Consider the following 18,657-nt stretch of genomic DNA (forward strand, 5'->3'; position numbering starts at 1 on the left):
CTAATAGTAACCTGCCGAGCTCTGTAATAAAGACCTGTTCACTCACGCCATTATAGAGTCGTTTTAACCATGGATCCTGCACGAATAAGGCGTGGGAACAGGGTCTGGGAAACGTCCGCATGAAAAATGAATAGAGACACGAACGTGTGTGTTTTTCTACTGACTGATCCAAAGCACTGCAAATCGTCGTTTCCCTGACCCCGTATCCACGGCCAGGAATTGTCATTCATTATTTCAACTAGACAAGGCTTCCTTTATAGATGCGGGGTATGTGCTCTTTGCGCTCCCGCGGAAAGCGAGCTATTCCCCGCAGCCCCCGTCCACACAACAAACATCTCGAAACTGAGTCTTCCACAAACGGGAGCTATAGTTGAGCGGGGCAGAAGTATAATGTAGTGTGAGATTGTTGACATTCTTAGTGTTTCGTAGTATATTATTTCTTGTCAGCAAGTTGCAAACCTTACATACGATTCCGTAGCTCAGCTGGGAGAGCGCCACCTTGACAGGGTGGAGGTCGTTGGTTCGAGCCCAATCGGAATCACTAATCAAAAAAGCGAGCATTCATTATGAATGCTCGCTTTTTTATGCTCTAAGGAGTGATGAAAATTCAAGCTGTAGCCGGAGCGACGTCCAGCTACGTCTCCCAGGGTGCTTACGCCTTTGTTGTTTTATTGTTTTTGTAAGCGAAAGTCTTTGTTACATGCTTTTGTTAATTTTTCCACTTCGTGGTTGAACCTTTTGAAATCGAGTTCATCCAGTTCTTCCACTTTTACTGCATTAATGATTGTTTTTCCGAATGTCCAAACATCCTCTTGGACTGATTCGTCGTACAATGCGGCGATTTTATACAAAGATTCAAGGACACTATTCATGACGGATATGTCATGAAAGCCATATATTTTTATTTGGTAAAAGCTCTTATACAGATACTCTTCAAAGGATTTTGGCTGTGCTATTAACCGAAGTTCGTCATCATTATCAATGTAGTATCGGATTGGCTCATAAACGGACAACAGCTCTATAAGGAGGGATCCAATCCGGTTAATACAGTTTGTCGCGGTATGGGGGTCATTCAAACTTGGAGAGATGGCTCTGACTGCAATTTCTACAAGCTTTTGTATAGAGAATTCAACATCCTGTGTATCAATCCGTTCATTTCCAATTAAAACGAAAGATGTGCACTCCTTTGGGTTTGTAAGTTCACTTTCCTCATTCTTCCAATAATAAAAGAGAGGCATTCCTTTTTGGATGTAGTCTCCCATTAAAAAACTTGTTTCGAGAATGAGGGTATGCTCTTTTGCCCACTTAATAAGAGAGCCGTACTGAACACTTTGTACATAACCTGATTTTTCAGCTGGGATCACATAAGCTTTTGATTGGTCTAATGCTTTGAGCTTGTTGTCCTCCCATTCAGTAGCTGTTTGGTAATTTTTTTCTTTAAATGTTTTGGCGATGAGAGTTGAGGTGCTTTTTCTAATTGCGCCAATTAAGTTATTTACTTTCAGGAATCGTGAAGAATGATGAATGAACAATATGAAAAATGCTAAACAAATAATGGAGACGATGACCGTGAAGAGGGGACTGACCAACCCTAAGCCCGGTTCTTTCCCTATTAGAAACAGATTGATGAGAGAAAAAATAAAGCCAAAAGAAAACACACCCAGCACATGTTGAGTCACTCGACTCTTCATGAAATCCTGCAGGGTCCTTGGTGAAAACTGTGTAGTGTACGTTGTCAGTACAACCATAATGGTCGAAAAACTAATCGTTGTCATTGTTAAGATGGAAGTCACCATCGACCCATATAAAGTTTGAGCAACTGAAGACTTCGTCAAAAAGAGAGAAGGGATGTTGTCTTTGTATTCTGATATGATCCATTGATCGATGAGGGCGGTTATCGCCACAGCAATGATTGAAAGGATACTGTATATCGTAGGGAGAAACCAAAAACTATCTCTGAGATTGATCCAAACCTTTCCTTTATTCATTGAAAAACCTACTTCCTCGTATATAGTGTATGTTTCTTAGTATGACCGATTATGGCAAGGATAAAAAGCTACTTTTACATGAACTTAAAAAACTCTTAAAATTTCATTGACACTTTATTTGTTCCGTAGTATATTATTATTTGTCAGCAAGACAGCCGACAAAATTCTACATACGATTCCGTAGCTCAGCTGGGAGAGCGCCACCTTGACAGGGTGGAGGTCGTTGGTTCGAGCCCAATCGGAATCATCCATACTAAGTGCCGAAATGGCGTAGTTTCTCATCCAGGGAGAGGCTGCGTCATTTCTTTTTTTTATAGGATATCATCATCTGCTTTTTTTCATAAGAAAAGAGACAGATAACTGCTGTCTCTTAAAATATATTGAATCTTATGATACTTCCTTGAAATTGATGGAAATGATTCGGTCTGTCGCTGGATTATAGATGACCGTCCCTTCGATGCTCATCGTTTCCTGAGGGGATTCCATGACAAACTTGTAAACTTCTTTCACGTTACCATTCTGCTGGGTTTGGCTTACTTTACTATAATCTGTAGCATTGTAATTCGGGTAGGCCGATTGAGCGATCTCTAAAAGATATTTCCCCCATTTTTCTTCTTCTAATTGAGGGTTCGGTGTGATTTCTACATTGATGACACCAAGATCCACACTTGCCCCTAATGTTTCAAAGGCTTTTCTATGAAGGTTGATTTTATTTTCTGGGTAGTTAGGGACTTGATCGACGACCGTGACTAAAACGACCCGTTGATTAGCAATGTTTTTCACTTTAATGGTCTGCCCGCATTGGTAAGGTGAATTTTGACCGACAGCAGCCGTCATGTATCGGTTATTCGACCATGGAATTCCACACTTGGTCACTTCTCCGCCCTCTGTCCAGGTGGCCTGGCCGCGCACCGGTTGTCTTACACCATAGCCATAGTAGTTTGGGTAAGTTCCATAGGCTTGAGGGTAGGCATAACGAGAATAAGGGTGGTAGGGATTTGCCCCGTAGGGATATCCATAACCATAAGGGACATGGTTAAAATTGGAGTACATTCATTTTCCCCCTGTCTTTACTTTATATCCTCAATAGCCTATGTCATATTTGGCTGGTGTGTGAACGTCCAATATGTACTCCGGTTCCCGTGAAAATCCTACATGGAAGGTGAGGTTAATCTACGAGTACCACCCAGTGATCATCTTTTAATGCATCAGGTGGATATTTAAAAATGTTTTTATATACAGCCTTCAGTTCATCGTACAGTTTTTTTGAATGGATGGTTCTTAAGTATTTGTCTGGATTGTCTTTAAAGGATTGTAGCTTACTTAAATCAAGTCCGATTTTATAGGAGTAGAAGCGTTCAGAAGATCGTAAGAAAGATTTTTCTGTTGGCTCCGCCTCACTTTGGGCAAGCGGATGTTTGCTGTGGACCCTTATTTTTCTTGACGTCTTGTTATCCTCCTCAAATTCCTCGCTTACGTCGTAAAATTTCCTGAAGGGCGTTGCCGAATCACTGTCGATATAACTGGTACGAAAACTGAACTCTACAGCTCCGTGCTCACCAGATACGACACAAAAGGCGAGGTATGTACACTTATCTGCAATTCCTCGATTAATCTCTTCTTTGTTACTAAAGCAGTGACAAAAGCTTTTGGTCATGATTTCACACCCTTTTTGATTAGATTTTGACCTATTATACCACGCTTAACCTATCATTCGGTGATAATTAAATTCCAAACAATGTACCTGATCCAATTGTCTTAATTTGTTAATTTACGCTAGATTTACAGTTTTTTAACCATTGTTTCATATTCTCCAAGTAATATGCGAATTGCATCGACATATAACGAGGAGGAATAAAGTTGTTTAGCAAAAAGTATATGAAAAAACTATTACCTGTGGCTCTAACTACATCTTTAATTCTAGGAGGTTCTGCTTTTACTTTTAACGAAGAGGTTCTTGCAAAACCTAAAGAGGATAAAGGAAAGGTAGAGAACATTATTTTTCTGATCGGGGATGGCATGGGACCTAACTATACATCCGCTTACCGTTACTTCAAAGATGATCCTTCTACTCCTTATACGGAAAACACGGCATTCGATGAACATTTAATTGGCATGCAGGAAACCTATTCCTGGGATCCAGAAGAGAGTATTACGGACTCCGCTGCTGCTGCAACTTCAATGGCAGCTGGAATTAAAACCTACAACAATGCAATTGCTGTGGATATGCAGAAGAATGAAGTGAAAACTGCTCTCGAGTTGGCGAAGGAAAAAGGCAAAGCAACAGGCCTTGTAGCGACTTCTCAGGTCAATCATGCTACACCTGCTTCATTCGGTGCTCATGATGAATCCCGCCACAACTATAATGATATCGCTGATGATTACTTTGATGAAAAAGTAAATGGTGAACACAAGATTGATGTGCTGCTCGGTGGAGGTACTACTTATTTTAAAAGGGAAGATCGTGACCTGACCAATGATTTCCAGAAAGATGGGTACAGCTATGTGGAGTCTCGCGAGGAACTTATGGAAGATTCTAATGATCAAATCGTTGGTTTGTTCGCTCCTAAAGGCATGGATAAGATGATTGATCGGTCTTCAGATGCTCCTTCTTTGGAGGAAATGACTTCTTCAGCTTTGGACAGGCTGAGAAAGGACGAAGATGGTTTCTTCCTGATGGTTGAAGGCAGTCAGATCGACTGGGCGGGTCATGATAATGATGTAGTAGCGGCTATGAGCGATATGCAGGACTTTGAAGCTGCTTATGAAAAAGCCATTGAGTTTGCGAAGAACAATAAAAATACATTAGTTGTTACGACAGCAGACCACTCTACAGGTGGAATGGCTATGGGACGGGATGGAGAATATCAGTGGAATCCTGAACCTTTGAAAGCTGTGAAACGTACACCTGACTTTATGGCTGCAGAAATATCAGAAGGAGCTGGAGTCGAAGAAACGTTAGAACAGTACGTGGATCTTGACTTGACGGACGATGAAGTCCAATCCGTGAAAGATGCAGCAGAAAATGGATCAGTGACAGAGATTGATAATGCGATTGAGCACATTTTCGATGTTCGCTCCGGTACAGGATGGACAACAGGCGGCCATACGGGGGAAGATGTGATTGTGTACGGTTATGGTCCTCAGTCTCAACAATTCGCAGGACTTCATGATAACCACGAAGTTGGACAAAAGGTCATGAACTTGATGGAGAATGGAAAAATGAAAAAGCAGGCACATAAATAATTGAAAAAGCTTCCCTTCCTTAGGGAGGCTTTTTTGGAAAAAAGGAGAGATAAACGTTGAAACGTTTGTTGCTATTATTGAGTTTAACCATTTCCATCATTCTCACTGGTTGTTCAAACCATGTGGCTGGAGAAGGGAATGAGTCGGAGGGACAAACTCCTTTATTTGAAATTCCAGAACAAACGAAGTATAAAAATAATCCCCAAGCTCCCGATGATCAGGATTTAAAGGAAGTAGGGAACCGGGTAGAAGACATGGATGGGCGGCTAGCTCTTAAAGCTATTAAGGAGATGGAGAAGTATATAGAAGTAGGACCGGTCCAAATGGCGGTTAAGGACGTCAAAGTGCTCAATTATTCTCCTTCACCTGACTTGGTGGATTATTTCCATGCCTATACTCATAATGAAACAAACTTTAATTATATCAAGTTCACCGTAGCTATAAAAAATACTGGAGATCAGAAAGTGAATCTAGCGCCTGTGGAAGTCTTGAAGACGAACACTGGGGAGGAGTTGGGGTTTAAGGACGACTTTTACTTGGAAAAGCTAAAAGGGGTGTATGAACCTGGTGAAACACGTGTCGGACAAATGGGATTTGTCCTTGAGCATGATTGGAAAGAATTAGAGTCTATGCGGATCGAAACCAGTGATGTTTTGGACGAAGAAGGAAACGTGTTGGTAGAAGGGGGGAAACTAAAAGTAGACATGCAATGATGATGATGAAAAAATATATAGAAAGAGCGGTCCCTCAACCTTTTAGGTTTGGGACCGCTCTTTTTATTGAGAACGTGCTTTCAACCATTGACAGGTATGCCGCCGTTGACATGGATCATTTGCCCTGTAACGTAGCTGGAATCTTGGCTTGCTAAATAAACATAGGCAGGAGCAAGCTCATACGGCTGCCCTGGACGACCCATCGGGTTGGTGGAACCGAACTCCGCTACCTTTTGCTTATCAAAACTTGCAGGAATCAGAGGTGTCCAAATCGGACCAGGCGCGACGCCGTTGACGCGTATACCTTTATCTACCAAGGACTTGGCGAGAGAACGCGTGAATGTGGTAATGGCTCCTTTGGTTGAAGAGTAGTCAATCAACTGCTCATTTCCCTCATATGCAGTGACTGATGAAGTGTTAATGATCGTGCTTCCTTTTTGTAAGTAAGGGAGGACGGCCTTAGCCATATATACATAAGAAAAGAAATTCACGCGAAATGTCTTCTCCAACTGCTGATTCGTGATGGCAGTGAGGTCTTTTTGTGGAAACTGCATCGCCGCATTGTTTACGAGAACATCAATCGTTCCAAAGTCGTTTTTGATTCGCTGAACGGTTTCTTCACAATACTCTGCACTGCCGATATCTCCATTATAAAGGCGGCATGTACGACCTTCCGACTCAATCAACTGCTTCGTCTTCTCGGCGTCTTCCTGTTCGTTGAGGTATAAGACAGCAACGTCCGCGCCTTCCTTGGCGAAGTAAAGGCTGACCGCACGCCCAATCCCACTGTCTCCTCCAGTGATGACAGCAATTTTTCCTTTTAATTTATCGCTTCCTTTATAGTTTGGATCTACGTATTCCGGAAGTGGCTTCATTTCATGTTCAAACCCTGGTTGCCGTTCCTGATGCTGCTTCGGCTGAATCTCCTTCTTCTGATTGCTCATCAAAATCCCTCCTATATGTAAAATACTGGATGACCTGGTCACCCAATATTAGGATGCCCAGGTCATCCAGTATTATCCAAATATCAAATAGCTTCTCCCAAAAAAGGTCATTATGTCAAAATGGGAGGTTTTTGATTTGACACTTCGTCCATTGATGTAGAAATTTTCTGAATTTATAATATATTTGAAGGGTGTAAAGGAACAGAATCTACGAGTAGAGGTGAAAAAATGGAGACAACTTTCTCGAAGAAGAATCAGGTAACCATTCAGAACTTCATTGGAGGCGAGTGGGTTTCGTCGGAAAACGGGCAAGTGGAGGACGTACCCAATCCTGCGACAGGAGAGATCATTGCACAAGTTCCCATTTCAACGAAAGAGGATGTAGATAAAGCGGTCCAATCAGCGAGAGAGGCATTCAAGACGTGGAAAAAGGTGCCGGTACCGAAGCGGGCCAGAGTGATGTTCAAGTATCACCAGTTACTAGTAGAAAATCGTGAGGAGCTGGCCAAAGCACTCACACAGGAAAATGGAAAGACTATGAAAGATGCGACAGGTGAAGTGCAGCGGGGCATTGAATGTGTCGAATTCGCAGCTGGCGCACCAAGTCTTATGATGGGGGATGTTCTTCCGGACATTGCAGAAGGGATAGACTCTGGAATGTATCGCTATCCGGTGGGCGTTGTTGGGGGGATCACCCCGTTTAACTTCCCGATGATGGTGCCACTATGGATGTTCCCGCTTGCGATCGTATGTGGAAATACATTTGTATTGAAACCATCTGAACGCACGCCGATCCTCGCGAAAATGCTCGTTGAGCTGATTCATGAAGCGGGTCTTCCGAAAGGCGTCCTCAACGTTGTCAATGGTGCCCATGACGTTGTGAACGGATTGCTTGAGCATGAGGAAGTCGACGCCATTTCCTTCGTTGGTTCTCAGCCTGTTGCGGAATATGTGTACAAAACGGCTGCCAACCATGGCAAGCGAGTTCAAGCGCTTGCTGGAGCGAAGAACCACTCCATCGTTCTTCCGGATTGTAACTTAGACAAGTCGGTCGAAGGAATCATCAATGCTGCTTTCGGAAGCGCGGGAGAGCGTTGCATGGCTTGTTCTGTTGTTGTAGCCGTCGGCGATGTGGGTGATGCCCTTGTCGCCAAATTAAAAGAAGCGGCTGATCAATTAAATGTAGGAAATGGATTGGATGAGGAAACAAATCTCGGGCCATTGATCCGTGACTCCCACCGTGAGCGTGTTCTCAGCTATATTGAGGCCGGAGAAAAGGATAATGCGAAGCTTGTCCGTGATGGGAGAGTAGAGCTTCGTGAAAATGAGTCTGGTTATTTCCTTGGTGCGACAATCTTTGACTACGTCAGCGATGAGATGAAGATTTGGAAAGATGAGATCTTTGCTCCCGTTCTTAGTATCGTACGTGCTGATACGCTCGATGAGGCGATCGAAACGGCCAATAAATCTGAATTCGCCAATGGCGCTGTCATCTACACGTCAAGCGGGAAAGCCGTTCAACAGTTCAGAGAAGAGGTGGATGCCGGAATGCTTGGTGTCAACGTCAACGTTCCAGCACCAATGGCGTTCTTCCCGTTCTCAGGAAATAAAAAGTCCTTCTATGGCGATCTCCATGCCAACGGTAAAGATGGACTCAACTTCTATACGAAGCGTAAAATGCTGACACAACGCTGGTACTAATTTTTATAGGTGTGCGGGATTGTGAAAATTTCGCGCACCTCCCACTATATCATCCACAAATTTCCTGCCAATCTTACAAAAAATCTAAACTCAGAATGCAACATTTAACATTATGTATAATGGAATTTTTCATTTTATGATGTAAAGTAAAATTAGTTATCTAAAAATTCTGTAAATGACAAAAAATCAATCACAGGTGGTGAGCCTTGATTTAAGAAATCACAATCTTGGGGGATTTGGTTTCAAGGTGAATGGACAACAAAAAAAGGATTACATAAGGAGGAATTATAGTGTCTGATAAAGTCCAAATTGGTTTGATCCAAGCTTCGCATGATGTGGATGGGAGTGAGCCTGTAGAAGTTCATAAACAGCACTCCATTGAGAAACATATCAAACTAGTAAAAGAAGCAGCTGAAAAAGGGGCGCAGATCATTTGCCTTCAAGAAATTTTCTATGGTCCCTATTTTTGTTCAGAACAAAATCCGAAGTGGTACGACTCTGCGGAAGAGATTCCAAATGGTCCAACTACGATACGTTTCCAAGAACTTGCGAAAGAGCTGGGTGTGGTCATTGTTCTTCCTATCTATGAAAAAGAGGGGATTTCAACGTATTACAACACAGCCGCCGTCATCGATGCGGATGGCTCTTATCTAGGGAAATACCGCAAACACCACATTCCACAAGTCGCTGTCGGAGACAAGGGGCACGGGTTCTGGGAAAAGTATTATTTCAAGCCAGGAAACCTCGGATACCCTGTGTTCGATACAGCCTTTGCGAAAGTCGGCGTCTATATCTGTTATGACCGCCACTTCCCTGAAGGTGCTAGATTACTAGGGTTGAACGGGGCAGAGGTGGTCTTCAACCCATCAGCCACTGTAGCTGGTCTTTCTGAGTACCTATGGAAACTTGAGCAGCCTGCTCATGCGGTAGCCAATGGGTATTACCTTGGCGCCATCAACCGTGTCGGTTATGAAGGACCGTGGAACATGGGTGAATTTTATGGACAGTCTTATCTTGTCGACCCGCGCGGAAACTTCGTTGAAACTGCCAGCCGTGATCAAGACGAAGTCCTCGTTGCAGAAATGGACAAGAAGTTTATCCGTGAAGTACGGGACACATGGCAGTTCTATCGCGACCGCCGTCCGGAAACTTACGAAAACATGGTTGAGCTTCTCCCTTAAAACCTATCCATCAGACACAAAGTAGAAGTTCTGCATAGAGCCAAAGAAAATGAACCATTTTCTCTATGTGGAACTTTTTTATTAAGAGGCCTAACTAAAAGCCTCTCTTTTATTAAAGGAGGGAAACACCTTGACCCAGTTAAAGAGCAAAGGGATTTCATTAGAAAATTTGAAGGTGAACTTCGAGGAAGTCCATGACGGGCTGAATGCTCAGGAAGCGATGGAAGAATCGAACCGCTGTTTATATTGCTACGATGCTCCTTGTATCCAGGCTTGTCCCACAGGCATCGATATCCCGAAATTCATTAAGAAGATCGCATCCGGGAACTTGAAAGGATCGGCAACGACGATCATGTCGTCCAACCCTGTCGGAGCGACTTGCGCCCGTGTTTGTCCGACTGAAGAGTTGTGCGAAGGAGCCTGTGTTTTGAACCATTCCACTGAACCGATCTTAATTGGAGATTTACAACGATTCGCAACAGACTGGGCAATCAAAAACGAACAATTATTGTTCAAGCCTGGCAAGAAAAACGGTAAAAAAGTTGCGGTTGTCGGCGGAGGACCTGCCGGGTTATCGGCAGCCAGGGAACTCGCCAGGTTCGGTTATGATGTGACAATTTTTGAAGCCGAAGCTGAAGCGGGTGGACTTGATACCTACGGGATTGTTTCTTTCCGTCTTCCACAGGATATTTCCCGCTGGGAAGTCGACCAAGTCGAAAAGCTGGATGTTGAAATCCGCACCAACACAAGGGTAGGCACAGACGTTTCTTTTGATGAGTTGACCAATGATTATGATTCGATTGTGTTGACGATCGGAATGGGGAATGTTCCGATGCTCGGCATTGATGGAGAGGATCTGGATGGTGTGCATGACGCCATTGATTTTGTGAAAAGTACGAAGTCCGGCCCGATCACCGACGAACTTCTTGGGAAAAATGTCGTCGTTGTTGGCGCCGGTAACACAGCCATTGATGCTGCGACTTGTGCCGCTCGAAAAGGTGCTGGTGATGTGAAGATCGTTTACCGCCGGACGAGGAATGAAATGACCGCGTATGAGTTCGAATATGACTTTGCAAAGCAGGATGATGTCGAATTCAACTGGCTCACACAACCTGTTGAAATCATTGGTGATGAAAACGGGAAAGTCACACACTTAAAATGCGTGAAGATGGCCCTCGGTGAACCGGATGCGGATGGTCGCCGTCGACCGTCTCCTGTTGGAAACTCTGAATTTGTCATGGAAGTGGATGCTGTTATTAAAGCGATTGGTCAAAGTCGTTATACCGATCTTATTGAAGGATTTGGGCTGGATCATGAAGGTGGCGTTGTCACAGTCGATCCAGAAACATTGCAAACATCGAATCCGAAAGTTTTTTCAGCGGGTGATGTCATCTTTGCCAAAGGGCAGGGAGAGGCGATGGTTGTAACAGCCGCCCAACAAGGAAAAGAAGCAGCGATGGCGATCCACAAACAACTGGCACCTGAACCGACGAACGCCTATAAATCTTTCAACAAGGAGGAACATACATGGCTGACTTAAGTTTGAATCTTGCAGGAATCAAATCTCCGAATCCATACTGGCTCGCCTCTGCGCCTCCGACAAACTCGGGCTACCAGGTCCAGCGCGCCTTTGAAGCTGGGTGGGGTGGTGCCGTTTGGAAAACGTTGGGTGAACCAATCTTAAACGTATCCTCCCGTTTTGCGGCGGTAGGGTTTAATGGTAAACAGGTGGCTGGTTTCAATAATATTGAGCTGATCACAGACCGTCCATTAGAAGTGAACCTGAAAGAAATTTACGAAACGAAAAAAAGGTTTCCAGACCATGCCATCATTGCTTCATTGATGGTTGAACCGACACAGGAAAAATGGCATGAAATTGTGAAACGTGTCGAAGATGTCGGGGTGGATGGACTGGAATTGAACTTCGGCTGTCCGCACGGGATGGCAGAACGCGGCATGGGGGCAGCCTCCGGGCAGGTTCCAGAACTCGTTGAAAAACAAACCATGTGGGCGAAAGAAGTCGCCCAAACGCCTGTCATCGTAAAACTCACACCTAATATTACCGACATTACTTTCACAGCAGAAGCGGCGGTTAATGGTGGAGCTGATGCGGTCAGTATGATTAACACGATCAACAGTCTCGCTGGGGTCGACATTGATTCATGGGATACAATTCCGAACGTTGCTGGCAAAGGGGCACACGGCGGATATTGTGGACCTGCCGTTAAGCCGATTGCATTGAACATGGTCGCGGAATGTGCCCGCCACCCGAAAATCAATGTTCCGATTTCTGGAATGGGTGGCGTATCGAGCTGGAGAGAAGCAGTCGAATTCATGCTCATGGGCGCAACGGGTGTCCAAGTCTGTACAGCTGCGATGCACCACGGCTTCAGTATTATCGATGATATGGTCGAAGGGCTGGACAATTATCTTGATGAAAAAGGCATTGATTCCGTCATGGATCTTGTCGGGAAGTCTGTAGAGAAGTACAGCGACTGGGGCAATTTGGACCTCAATCACCAGGTCGTTGCTCAAATCAATAACGATGTGTGCATCAACTGTAATAAGTGCCACATCGCTTGTGAAGATACTTCTCACCAGTGTATCGATATGTTGAAAGATGCCAATGGCAACGACATTCTCAAAGTGCGTGAGGAAGATTGTGTCGGCTGTAACCTTTGCAGCATCGTCTGTCCGGTGGATGGTGCGATCGATATGGTCGAGTATGCGAACGGCAAGCCACCGATGACATGGAATGAAAGACAGGCAGCGATTGGTGCCGCCTCTTCTTGTGATGTCAATTTAATCAAATAATTTTAACGGAGGGATTGGATGAAGAAAATCATCAAAAATGGAACGATTGTGACGGCCGCTGATACGTACAAAGCAGACATTCTCATTGAAAATGAAAAAATTGCTCTGATCGGTCAGGATTTGACTGATCCTGCAGCTGAGGTCGTCGATGCTGAAGGTAACTACATTTTCCCTGGTGGTATCGACCCACACACGCACCTCGAAATGCCTTTTGGGGGAACGGTCAGTAAGGATGACTTTGAAACAGGTACCATAGCCGCTGCTCACGGGGGAACGACCACGGTCATCGACTTCTGTCTGACAGACAAAGGCAAGCTACTACAAAATTCCATTGATCAGTGGCACGCGAAATCCAAGGATAAATCCGTTATCGACTACAGCTTCCATTTGATGATTGGTGAAATGAACGATAGTGTCCTGGAGCAGCTTCCAAGTGTCATAGAAGATGAAGGCATTACATCATTCAAAGTTTTCATGGCTTATAAAAATGTATTCCAGGCTGATGACGGCACCCTTTTCCGTACCTTAGAACAAGCGAAAAAACTTGGCGCCTTAGTCATGGTCCACGCGGAAAACGGCGATGTGATCGAGCATTTAGTTAATAAAGCATTGGAAGCTGGACAAACCGATCCGATTTATCATGCGCTTACGCGTCCACCAGAAGTAGAAGGGGAAGCAACAGGGCGTGCAGCAGAATTAACAGGACTTGCTGACTCACAGCTTTATGTTGTTCACGTGACATGTGAAGAGGCGGTGGAAGCCATTGCGAAAGCACGCAAAAAAGGCTATAACGTCACAGGTGAAACGTGCCCGCAATACTTGGTACTCGACCAAAGTTACTTAGAAAAACCGGATTTCGAAGGCGCAAAGTATGTGTGGTCTCCGCCACTTCGTGAAAAGCACCATCAGGAAGTATTATGGAAGGCACTTAAGACAGGGGATCTGCAAACACTTGGTTCCGATCAGTGCTCCTTTGACTTTAAAGGTCAGAAAGACTTAGGAAAAGAGGACTTCACGAAGATCCCGAACGGTGGGCCTATCATTGAAGATCGCGTAAGCATTCTTTTCTCTGAAGGGGTGAAAAAAGGAAGAATTTCGCTGAACGAGTTTGTAGACATTACGTCCACGAAAATCGCGAAGACATTCGGATTGTTCCCACAAAAAGGTACGATTTCGGTCGGCGCAGATGCGGATATTGTCATCTTCGACCCAAGTGTAGAACGGACGATCTCGGTTGAAACGAGTCACATGGCTGCCGATTACAATCCTTTTGAAGGAATGAAAGTGACAGGACAACCGGTCAGCGTATTATCCCGTGGTGATTTTGTCATTAAGAATAAAGAATTTGTCGGTAAACTTGGCAAAGGAAACTATTTGAAACGTTCCCGTTACGGGGAATTGACATCCTCCAAAGAAGAACTTTATCAGAAGTAACCTGTCCGTATGCCATGGAATATAGGCTGCCTCGCTTCATTGAAAGCCGGGCAGCCTTTTAAAAAACAGGTATAGGTAGGAGGAGTCCATACATGGACAAAAAGACAAATCATTTGATGTCCCCGGATTTAATGCCCATTCCTCACAGTGAGAAGAAAATCAGCACGCTCGGGTTTACATTCATGTGGGTGGGTATGGCTGTTGTATTGGCCGCTTTCGCCATTGGTGGAGCGGGTGTGCAGGAAATTTCATTAATCTGGGTCGTTCTTGGAACTTTATTGGGAACGATTCTAATCGGTCTTGCAATCACTGTCACGGCTGATATTGGAATTGAACATGGTATATCATTTCCGGTATATATGCGGGCACCTTTTGGAACACTCGGTACCCATTTCCCTTCCGTCGTCCGCGGGGTTGCTGCATCGATGTGGTTCGGGATTAATACATTCTTCGGTTCAACCGCTATTAATGGAATTCTAAACATCTTATTCGGTTTTGATAATTGGTTCGTTTGTTACATTCTTTTTGCTTTATTCCAACTGTTTAATACGGCATTAGGGATTAAAGCGGTAGAAAAATTTGCTGACCTTGCTGCACCGATCATCATTTTGATTGGAGTGTGGATGTATTTCACCCTTGCTGGTACAGCAACTGAACAGGGAAGAGACATTTGGGCATGGGTGGAAAGCCCTGTCACCGGAGGAGCTGCTTTTACAGCATTTGTGGTAGTCGTAGTCGGAAATATGGGCTACTGGGCAACTCTTGCAGCAGACATTTCTTCCATCTCTCGCTTTATTAAAGCACCGAAAAATGAGCGTAACTGGATTAAGCGAAACAAAGGTGCTCTAGTTGGTAGTCTTGTAGCGTTACCATTAACACAAACATTCATTGTCGTCCTTGGTGCGGTATCGTATATTGCTGTTTCCAACTTCGACCCTGTTGTCGCTTTGCAGGAGTCAGCGAGCGGTCTGGTCCTCGGAATTCTTCTATTGATGATTGTTCTTGCCCAGTGGTCGACAAACGTGTCAGCCAACATCGTACCTGCGGCCACCATCTTTTCAAATGTAGGCGGACCGAAACTGCCATTCTGGGCAGGCGTTTTCATCGCAGGTCTAGTGGGGACAGTCATCCAGCCATGGAGTATTTTTAACCTATTGATCCCTGTTTTATTGATTGCCGCAGCCATTCTCTCTGTTATTGTAGGAATCATTTTTGCCGATTACTACTTATTGAGAAAGCGGAGAATGAACGTCTACGATTTGTATAAACCCGGCGGACAATTCCGTTACGACGGAGGCATCAACTGGGCTGGCATTATTTCATGGGTCATTGGAAGTGCCTTCGCCTATACGTTCTCAACCTATTCTTTCTTCGTCGGATTTGGCGTAGGTGCCCTATGTTATTACTTATTAGCCAAGCATTGGTATTTCAAAAAACATCCCCAGGCAGAAATCGATAACCCAAGTGACGATGAATATCTCGGCATAACTGTAGGCCGGGACTGGGTTATCGGAGAAAAATTCGTAGAAGAAAAGCTGGGGCGTAAGACAGGTACAGAAGGGTCCACAAGGAAAATAGATGCTTAACAAGGAGGAATTGGAATGTCTGACCATCGTGAGTTTGAAGCAGAACGGGAAAAGATCGACTTTTTATTGGAACAGGGCTATGTCATCAGTGGAGTCACTGAAAATTTGAGTGGTGCCTTCGTGGAGTTTCAATATAAAGGAAGCGAATCTGACAAAAGTGAGAAGGAACGGCTCCACATCCTGCACCCGGATACGAGGAAATATTTCTCTACCATTCTCGTCCAACAACAGAAAAAACAGAGTGTTAAATAGAAGAAAGAGGATTGGCTCCCTGCCAATCCTCTTTCTTCTATTTTCTTCTCCATTATTCACATAAGCTCCTTTTTCTGGAAGACTCAGTTTCGAGATGTTTGTTGGAGTTTAGGGGCTCCGGGAAACAGTTCGCTTTCCATGGGGCGGGAGCAGAGCGCCTCCTCAGGCTACGCCTTCCGGGGTATCAGCTGTCCCACACGTCCCATAGGAGTCTCACCGTTTCCCTCCGCCCCTTGACCATAAGAGCATCTCGAAACCACTTCCAGAATAAGCAGTCCTCCATCGTAATGGGAGTTGGTGTATTCAACTCTCAAACAAGCAGTAAACTATACTCTAACGCTTGCTATAAAGCGCTTCTCAACTAGAAAGCAGTTATTATGGAAGACGCTCTATTCGTATGTGGGTTCGTTTATCTCATCTCTCGAATGGAGTGGTTGGGAAGCTGCGAGACTCCCGTGGGAGAAAGGAGATAGGCGAGATCCCGCAGGACGAAGTCCGAGGAAGCTTGCCACTCCCCCACAGGAAAGTGTTCAAATGCGGAATCGCCCTGGTAGACACGACTGTCATAAGCAGAACAGCAAAGGAATGTGTTTTTTCATTCCTTTGCTGTTCTGCTTATGACGCGAGTGTCTGGGCGATGGAGCTGGACGAGTAGCTTCCCAGCCACCCCTGACTCTGAATACGGCAAACGAATCCCAGTTATCTCGAAGCTGAGTCTTCAACAATCCTGCCAGTTTGATGAAGATTGGGAGAATTGTTAGGTTCACTAGGACTATAAAACTTTTTTGTAAGAAAATCTCACAATATATTAGATTTTTCTGAATAATTGTTGTACTTTAAAAGAGGGGTCATTCAATGAACGAACACATGTCGATTGAAAACATCCTGAAAAGGGACCATTTCGCTTCTGCTGAAGTTATTGCTGGTCGGAAGGGGATCGACCGGTTGGTCAAATGGGTTCACGTTTTTGAAATGATCGAAGTGAGAAAGAACTTGAAAGGTGGAGAGCTTGTCCTTTCGACAGGATTTGGCTGGAAGGATGATCATGAGCTTTTTCTCCATTTATTAAAACAATTAGTCGAAAAAGAAGTAGCCGGAATTTGTATCGAAATCGGGAGTTTCGTTGATTACATAAGCCAGGAAGCGATCGATTATGCGGAAGCCAACGATTTTCCGATCATCTTATTCCGGGAAGAAGTTTCTTTTGTGGAAATTACTCAAGATATTCATGCGGATCTCATCAATCAGCAATACGAATTCATTACAAATTTAGAAGATTATTCGCAACGGCTGAATAAACGGTTGTTATCCATTGATAACTACTTTGAGATTCTAAAAAACTTGCAGCAATATGTGAATTGCCAGCTCGTCTATATTGCCAAGGATCATACGGTCGTCACGATCCCAGCCTTGAGAGAGAAAGAACGCGAGCAAGTATTGATGGAGCTGAGCAAGCCAGATGGTGGATCGAGAAGAGTTTTAAAACAGCCGGTGCAAGTATTCGATCGGGAATTTGCGAATATTTACTTATTGTCCAACCGTAGAGAGTTCGGTGAATTCGAGTCTTTATTATTGGACAGGACGGGGACTGCGCTTGCGCAATACTTATTAAGAGAACTTTATACGGAAGAAAAAAGAAAAGCAAAAGAAACGGAGTGGCTGACAGAGTGGCTGCAAGGAGAGCATGAAGAAGAGGAGATTCGTGACAGACTTGCCATTTACAAACTGGATAAAACCGTAAAAGGGGCGATTGTACTTACCATTAAGTTGAATATGGTGGACAGACAGAAATCCAACCCTGACGTCACCTATATGAACATGCTCATCCACAATATTTTTGACCAGAACGGTTATTATGTTTTTCCGGTAGAGAAGCGGCATCAGCTTACTTTCATTCTGTTGAATAGGAAGGAAGCAGAGGATTGGAAGAAGCGAGTCAAACGCGGGGTTGAGCGACTACAGAAAATCAGCCTCTTGAATGATTCATGCATATCCTCTTTTCAAATCGCTGTTGGTAAATACGTGAAAGACCTGTACAAGTTGCATGAAAGCTTTCAAACGGCACAGGAAACTTTGACTTTACAGGAGAAGCTCCCGGAAAGTCAGTCCAAATTTTTTTACGATGACTTACACATGTACCGATTAATTTCACTCGTCCATCAGCACAGCAACCTTGATGGATTAGTTGAAGAGTACTTAGAACCGATTATTAAGTATGATGAAAAGAATAACACGAACCTCCTTGAGACATTAAGGGTCTATTTGGCGTGCAATGGATCTAAAAAAGAAACCGCTTCCAAAGTTTTTGTTGTCCGTCAGACGTTATATCATCGCCTGGAGAAGTTAGAAAAACTGCTGGGACCTGATTTTATGGAATGTGAAAAAAGACAGGTCATCGAGTTTGCTCTCCTAGCCTACGAATACCAAAGAGCCGTCACCTGACCAAGCTACTTCGAGCACTTATTCCCTTTTCGAATAAGTGTTTTTTTATTATCCTTTTCCAACTAAAGCTCCCTTTTCTGGAAGACTCAGTTTCAAGATAACCGGGGTTCGTTTGCCGTATTTGGAGTCAGGGGTTGTTGGGAAGCTACTCGCTTTCCTGTGGGGGAGCGCCGAGCTTCCTCAGGCTATCGCCTTGCGGGATCTCGCCTATCTCCTTCTCCCACGGGAGTCTCGCAGCTTCCCAACAACCCCATTCCATATAAGGGAGAAACGAACCCCTATACCGAGAAGGAGTTTCTCCCACTCTTCTCTCCTAAGCATGCATAAAGCGCTCTGTATCAAGCTTTTACGTTGTG

General features: G+C 44.3%; 14 protein-coding genes and 2 tRNA genes. 12 read left to right on the forward strand and 4 right to left on the reverse strand.

Features of this window, described 5'->3' with window-relative positions; all coding sequences use genetic code 11:
- Nucleotides 1-468 precede the first annotated feature (468 nt).
- Nucleotides 469-541 (forward strand) — tRNA-Val (locus DYE48_RS20095).
- Nucleotides 542-668: 127 nt separating this feature from the next.
- Here the strand turns inward: DYE48_RS20095 and DYE48_RS20100 are convergent.
- Nucleotides 669-1,988, reverse strand: a complete 1,320-nt coding sequence (locus DYE48_RS20100) for a DUF2254 domain-containing protein (RefSeq protein WP_115825104.1) — start codon at nucleotides 1,986-1,988, stop codon at nucleotides 669-671.
- A gap of 174 nt (nucleotides 1,989-2,162) precedes the next feature.
- Between DYE48_RS20100 and DYE48_RS20105 the strand changes: the two genes are divergently transcribed.
- Nucleotides 2,163-2,235 (forward strand) — tRNA-Val (locus DYE48_RS20105).
- Nucleotides 2,236-2,375: 140 nt separating this feature from the next.
- Here DYE48_RS20105 and DYE48_RS20110 read toward each other — a convergent pair.
- Complete coding sequence (locus tag DYE48_RS20110; protein ID WP_115825105.1) at nucleotides 2,376-3,041, reverse strand: DUF3889 domain-containing protein; 666 nt, start codon at nucleotides 3,039-3,041, stop codon at nucleotides 2,376-2,378.
- Between the two features lie 115 nt (nucleotides 3,042-3,156).
- The gene (locus DYE48_RS20115) at nucleotides 3,157-3,645 is read right to left on the reverse strand and encodes a hypothetical protein (RefSeq protein ID WP_115825106.1); all 489 of its coding nucleotides are present in this window, start codon (nucleotides 3,643-3,645) and stop codon (nucleotides 3,157-3,159) included.
- A gap of 221 nt (nucleotides 3,646-3,866) precedes the next feature.
- Here DYE48_RS20115 and DYE48_RS20120 point away from each other — a divergent pair, with 221 nt between their 5' ends.
- Both DYE48_RS20120 and DYE48_RS20125 read left to right on the forward strand, forming a co-directional pair.
- Complete coding sequence (locus DYE48_RS20120) at nucleotides 3,867-5,234, forward strand: alkaline phosphatase (RefSeq protein WP_115825115.1); 1,368 nt, start codon at nucleotides 3,867-3,869, stop codon at nucleotides 5,232-5,234.
- 56 nt (nucleotides 5,235-5,290) lie between these two features.
- Nucleotides 5,291-5,947, forward strand: a complete 657-nt coding sequence (locus DYE48_RS20125; RefSeq protein WP_115825107.1) for a hypothetical protein — start codon at nucleotides 5,291-5,293, stop codon at nucleotides 5,945-5,947.
- 80 nt (nucleotides 5,948-6,027) lie between these two features.
- Here the strand turns inward: DYE48_RS20125 and DYE48_RS20130 are convergent, their stop codons facing one another.
- Nucleotides 6,028-6,891 (reverse strand): SDR family oxidoreductase, encoded by an 864-nt coding sequence (locus DYE48_RS20130; protein ID WP_115825108.1) that lies wholly within the window; start codon nucleotides 6,889-6,891, stop codon nucleotides 6,028-6,030.
- Between the two features lie 228 nt (nucleotides 6,892-7,119).
- Between DYE48_RS20130 and DYE48_RS20135 the strand changes: the two genes are divergently transcribed.
- The 8 genes from DYE48_RS20135 (at nucleotide 7,120) to DYE48_RS20170 (ending at nucleotide 18,301) form a co-directional block, all read left to right on the forward strand.
- On the forward strand, nucleotides 7,120-8,592 hold the full coding sequence (locus DYE48_RS20135) for a CoA-acylating methylmalonate-semialdehyde dehydrogenase (protein WP_115825109.1): 1,473 nt from the start codon (nucleotides 7,120-7,122) through the stop codon (nucleotides 8,590-8,592).
- A 290-nt stretch (nucleotides 8,593-8,882) separates the two neighbouring features.
- Nucleotides 8,883-9,773, forward strand: a complete 891-nt coding sequence (locus DYE48_RS20140; RefSeq protein WP_089653976.1) for a nitrilase-related carbon-nitrogen hydrolase — start codon at nucleotides 8,883-8,885, stop codon at nucleotides 9,771-9,773.
- Nucleotides 9,774-9,903: 130 nt separating this feature from the next.
- Entirely contained in the window at nucleotides 9,904-11,313 is a 1,410-nt protein-coding gene (locus tag DYE48_RS20145) for an NAD(P)-dependent oxidoreductase (protein ID WP_115825110.1), read from the forward strand.
- Complete coding sequence (gene preA, locus DYE48_RS20150; RefSeq protein WP_089653978.1) at nucleotides 11,301-12,587, forward strand: NAD-dependent dihydropyrimidine dehydrogenase subunit PreA; 1,287 nt, start codon at nucleotides 11,301-11,303, stop codon at nucleotides 12,585-12,587. The genes DYE48_RS20145 and preA overlap by 13 nt, the downstream gene beginning before the upstream one ends.
- Nucleotides 12,588-12,605: 18 nt before the next feature.
- A complete protein-coding gene (gene hydA / locus DYE48_RS20155; RefSeq protein WP_115825111.1) occupies nucleotides 12,606-14,021 on the forward strand; it encodes a dihydropyrimidinase in 1,416 nt (471 codons plus the stop codon).
- A gap of 92 nt (nucleotides 14,022-14,113) precedes the next feature.
- Nucleotides 14,114-15,607: an NCS1 family transporter gene (locus DYE48_RS20160; protein WP_115825112.1), complete on the forward strand. Its 1,494-nt coding sequence runs from the start codon at nucleotides 14,114-14,116 to the stop codon at nucleotides 15,605-15,607.
- Nucleotides 15,608-15,622: 15 nt separating this feature from the next.
- On the forward strand, nucleotides 15,623-15,859 hold the full coding sequence (locus DYE48_RS20165) for a hypothetical protein (RefSeq protein WP_115825113.1): 237 nt from the start codon (nucleotides 15,623-15,625) through the stop codon (nucleotides 15,857-15,859).
- A gap of 855 nt (nucleotides 15,860-16,714) precedes the next feature.
- Entirely contained in the window at nucleotides 16,715-18,301 is a 1,587-nt protein-coding gene (locus DYE48_RS20170; RefSeq protein WP_115825114.1) for a PucR family transcriptional regulator, read from the forward strand.
- Nucleotides 18,302-18,657 lie beyond the last annotated feature (356 nt).

Origin of the sequence: Halobacillus trueperi, assembly GCF_003386945.1 — a bacterium.
GTDB classification, from domain to species: Bacteria; Bacillota; Bacilli; order Bacillales; family Halobacillaceae; genus Halobacillus; species Halobacillus aidingensis.

Bases quoted from the DNA above. Each gene is read 5' to 3' on its own strand.
- DYE48_RS20100 (WP_115825104.1), bottom strand. From the start codon at position 1,988: ATGAATAAAGGAAAGGTTTGGATCAATCTCAGAGATAGTTTTTGGTTT.
- DYE48_RS20110 (WP_115825105.1), bottom strand. From the start codon at position 3,041: ATGTACTCCAATTTTAACCATGTCCCTTATGGTTATGGATATCCCTAC.
- DYE48_RS20115 (WP_115825106.1), bottom strand. From the start codon at position 3,645: ATGACCAAAAGCTTTTGTCACTGCTTTAGTAACAAAGAAGAGATTAAT.
- DYE48_RS20120 (WP_115825115.1), top strand. From the start codon at position 3,867: ATGAAAAAACTATTACCTGTGGCTCTAACTACATCTTTAATTCTAGGA.
- DYE48_RS20130 (WP_115825108.1), bottom strand. From the start codon at position 6,891: ATGAGCAATCAGAAGAAGGAGATTCAGCCGAAGCAGCATCAGGAACGG.
- DYE48_RS20135 (WP_115825109.1), top strand. From the start codon at position 7,120: ATGGAGACAACTTTCTCGAAGAAGAATCAGGTAACCATTCAGAACTTC.
- preA (WP_089653978.1), top strand. From the start codon at position 11,301: ATGGCTGACTTAAGTTTGAATCTTGCAGGAATCAAATCTCCGAATCCA.
- hydA (WP_115825111.1), top strand. From the start codon at position 12,606: ATGAAGAAAATCATCAAAAATGGAACGATTGTGACGGCCGCTGATACG.
- DYE48_RS20160 (WP_115825112.1), top strand. From the start codon at position 14,114: ATGGACAAAAAGACAAATCATTTGATGTCCCCGGATTTAATGCCCATT.
- DYE48_RS20165 (WP_115825113.1), top strand. From the start codon at position 15,623: ATGTCTGACCATCGTGAGTTTGAAGCAGAACGGGAAAAGATCGACTTT.
- DYE48_RS20170 (WP_115825114.1), top strand. From the start codon at position 16,715: ATGAACGAACACATGTCGATTGAAAACATCCTGAAAAGGGACCATTTC.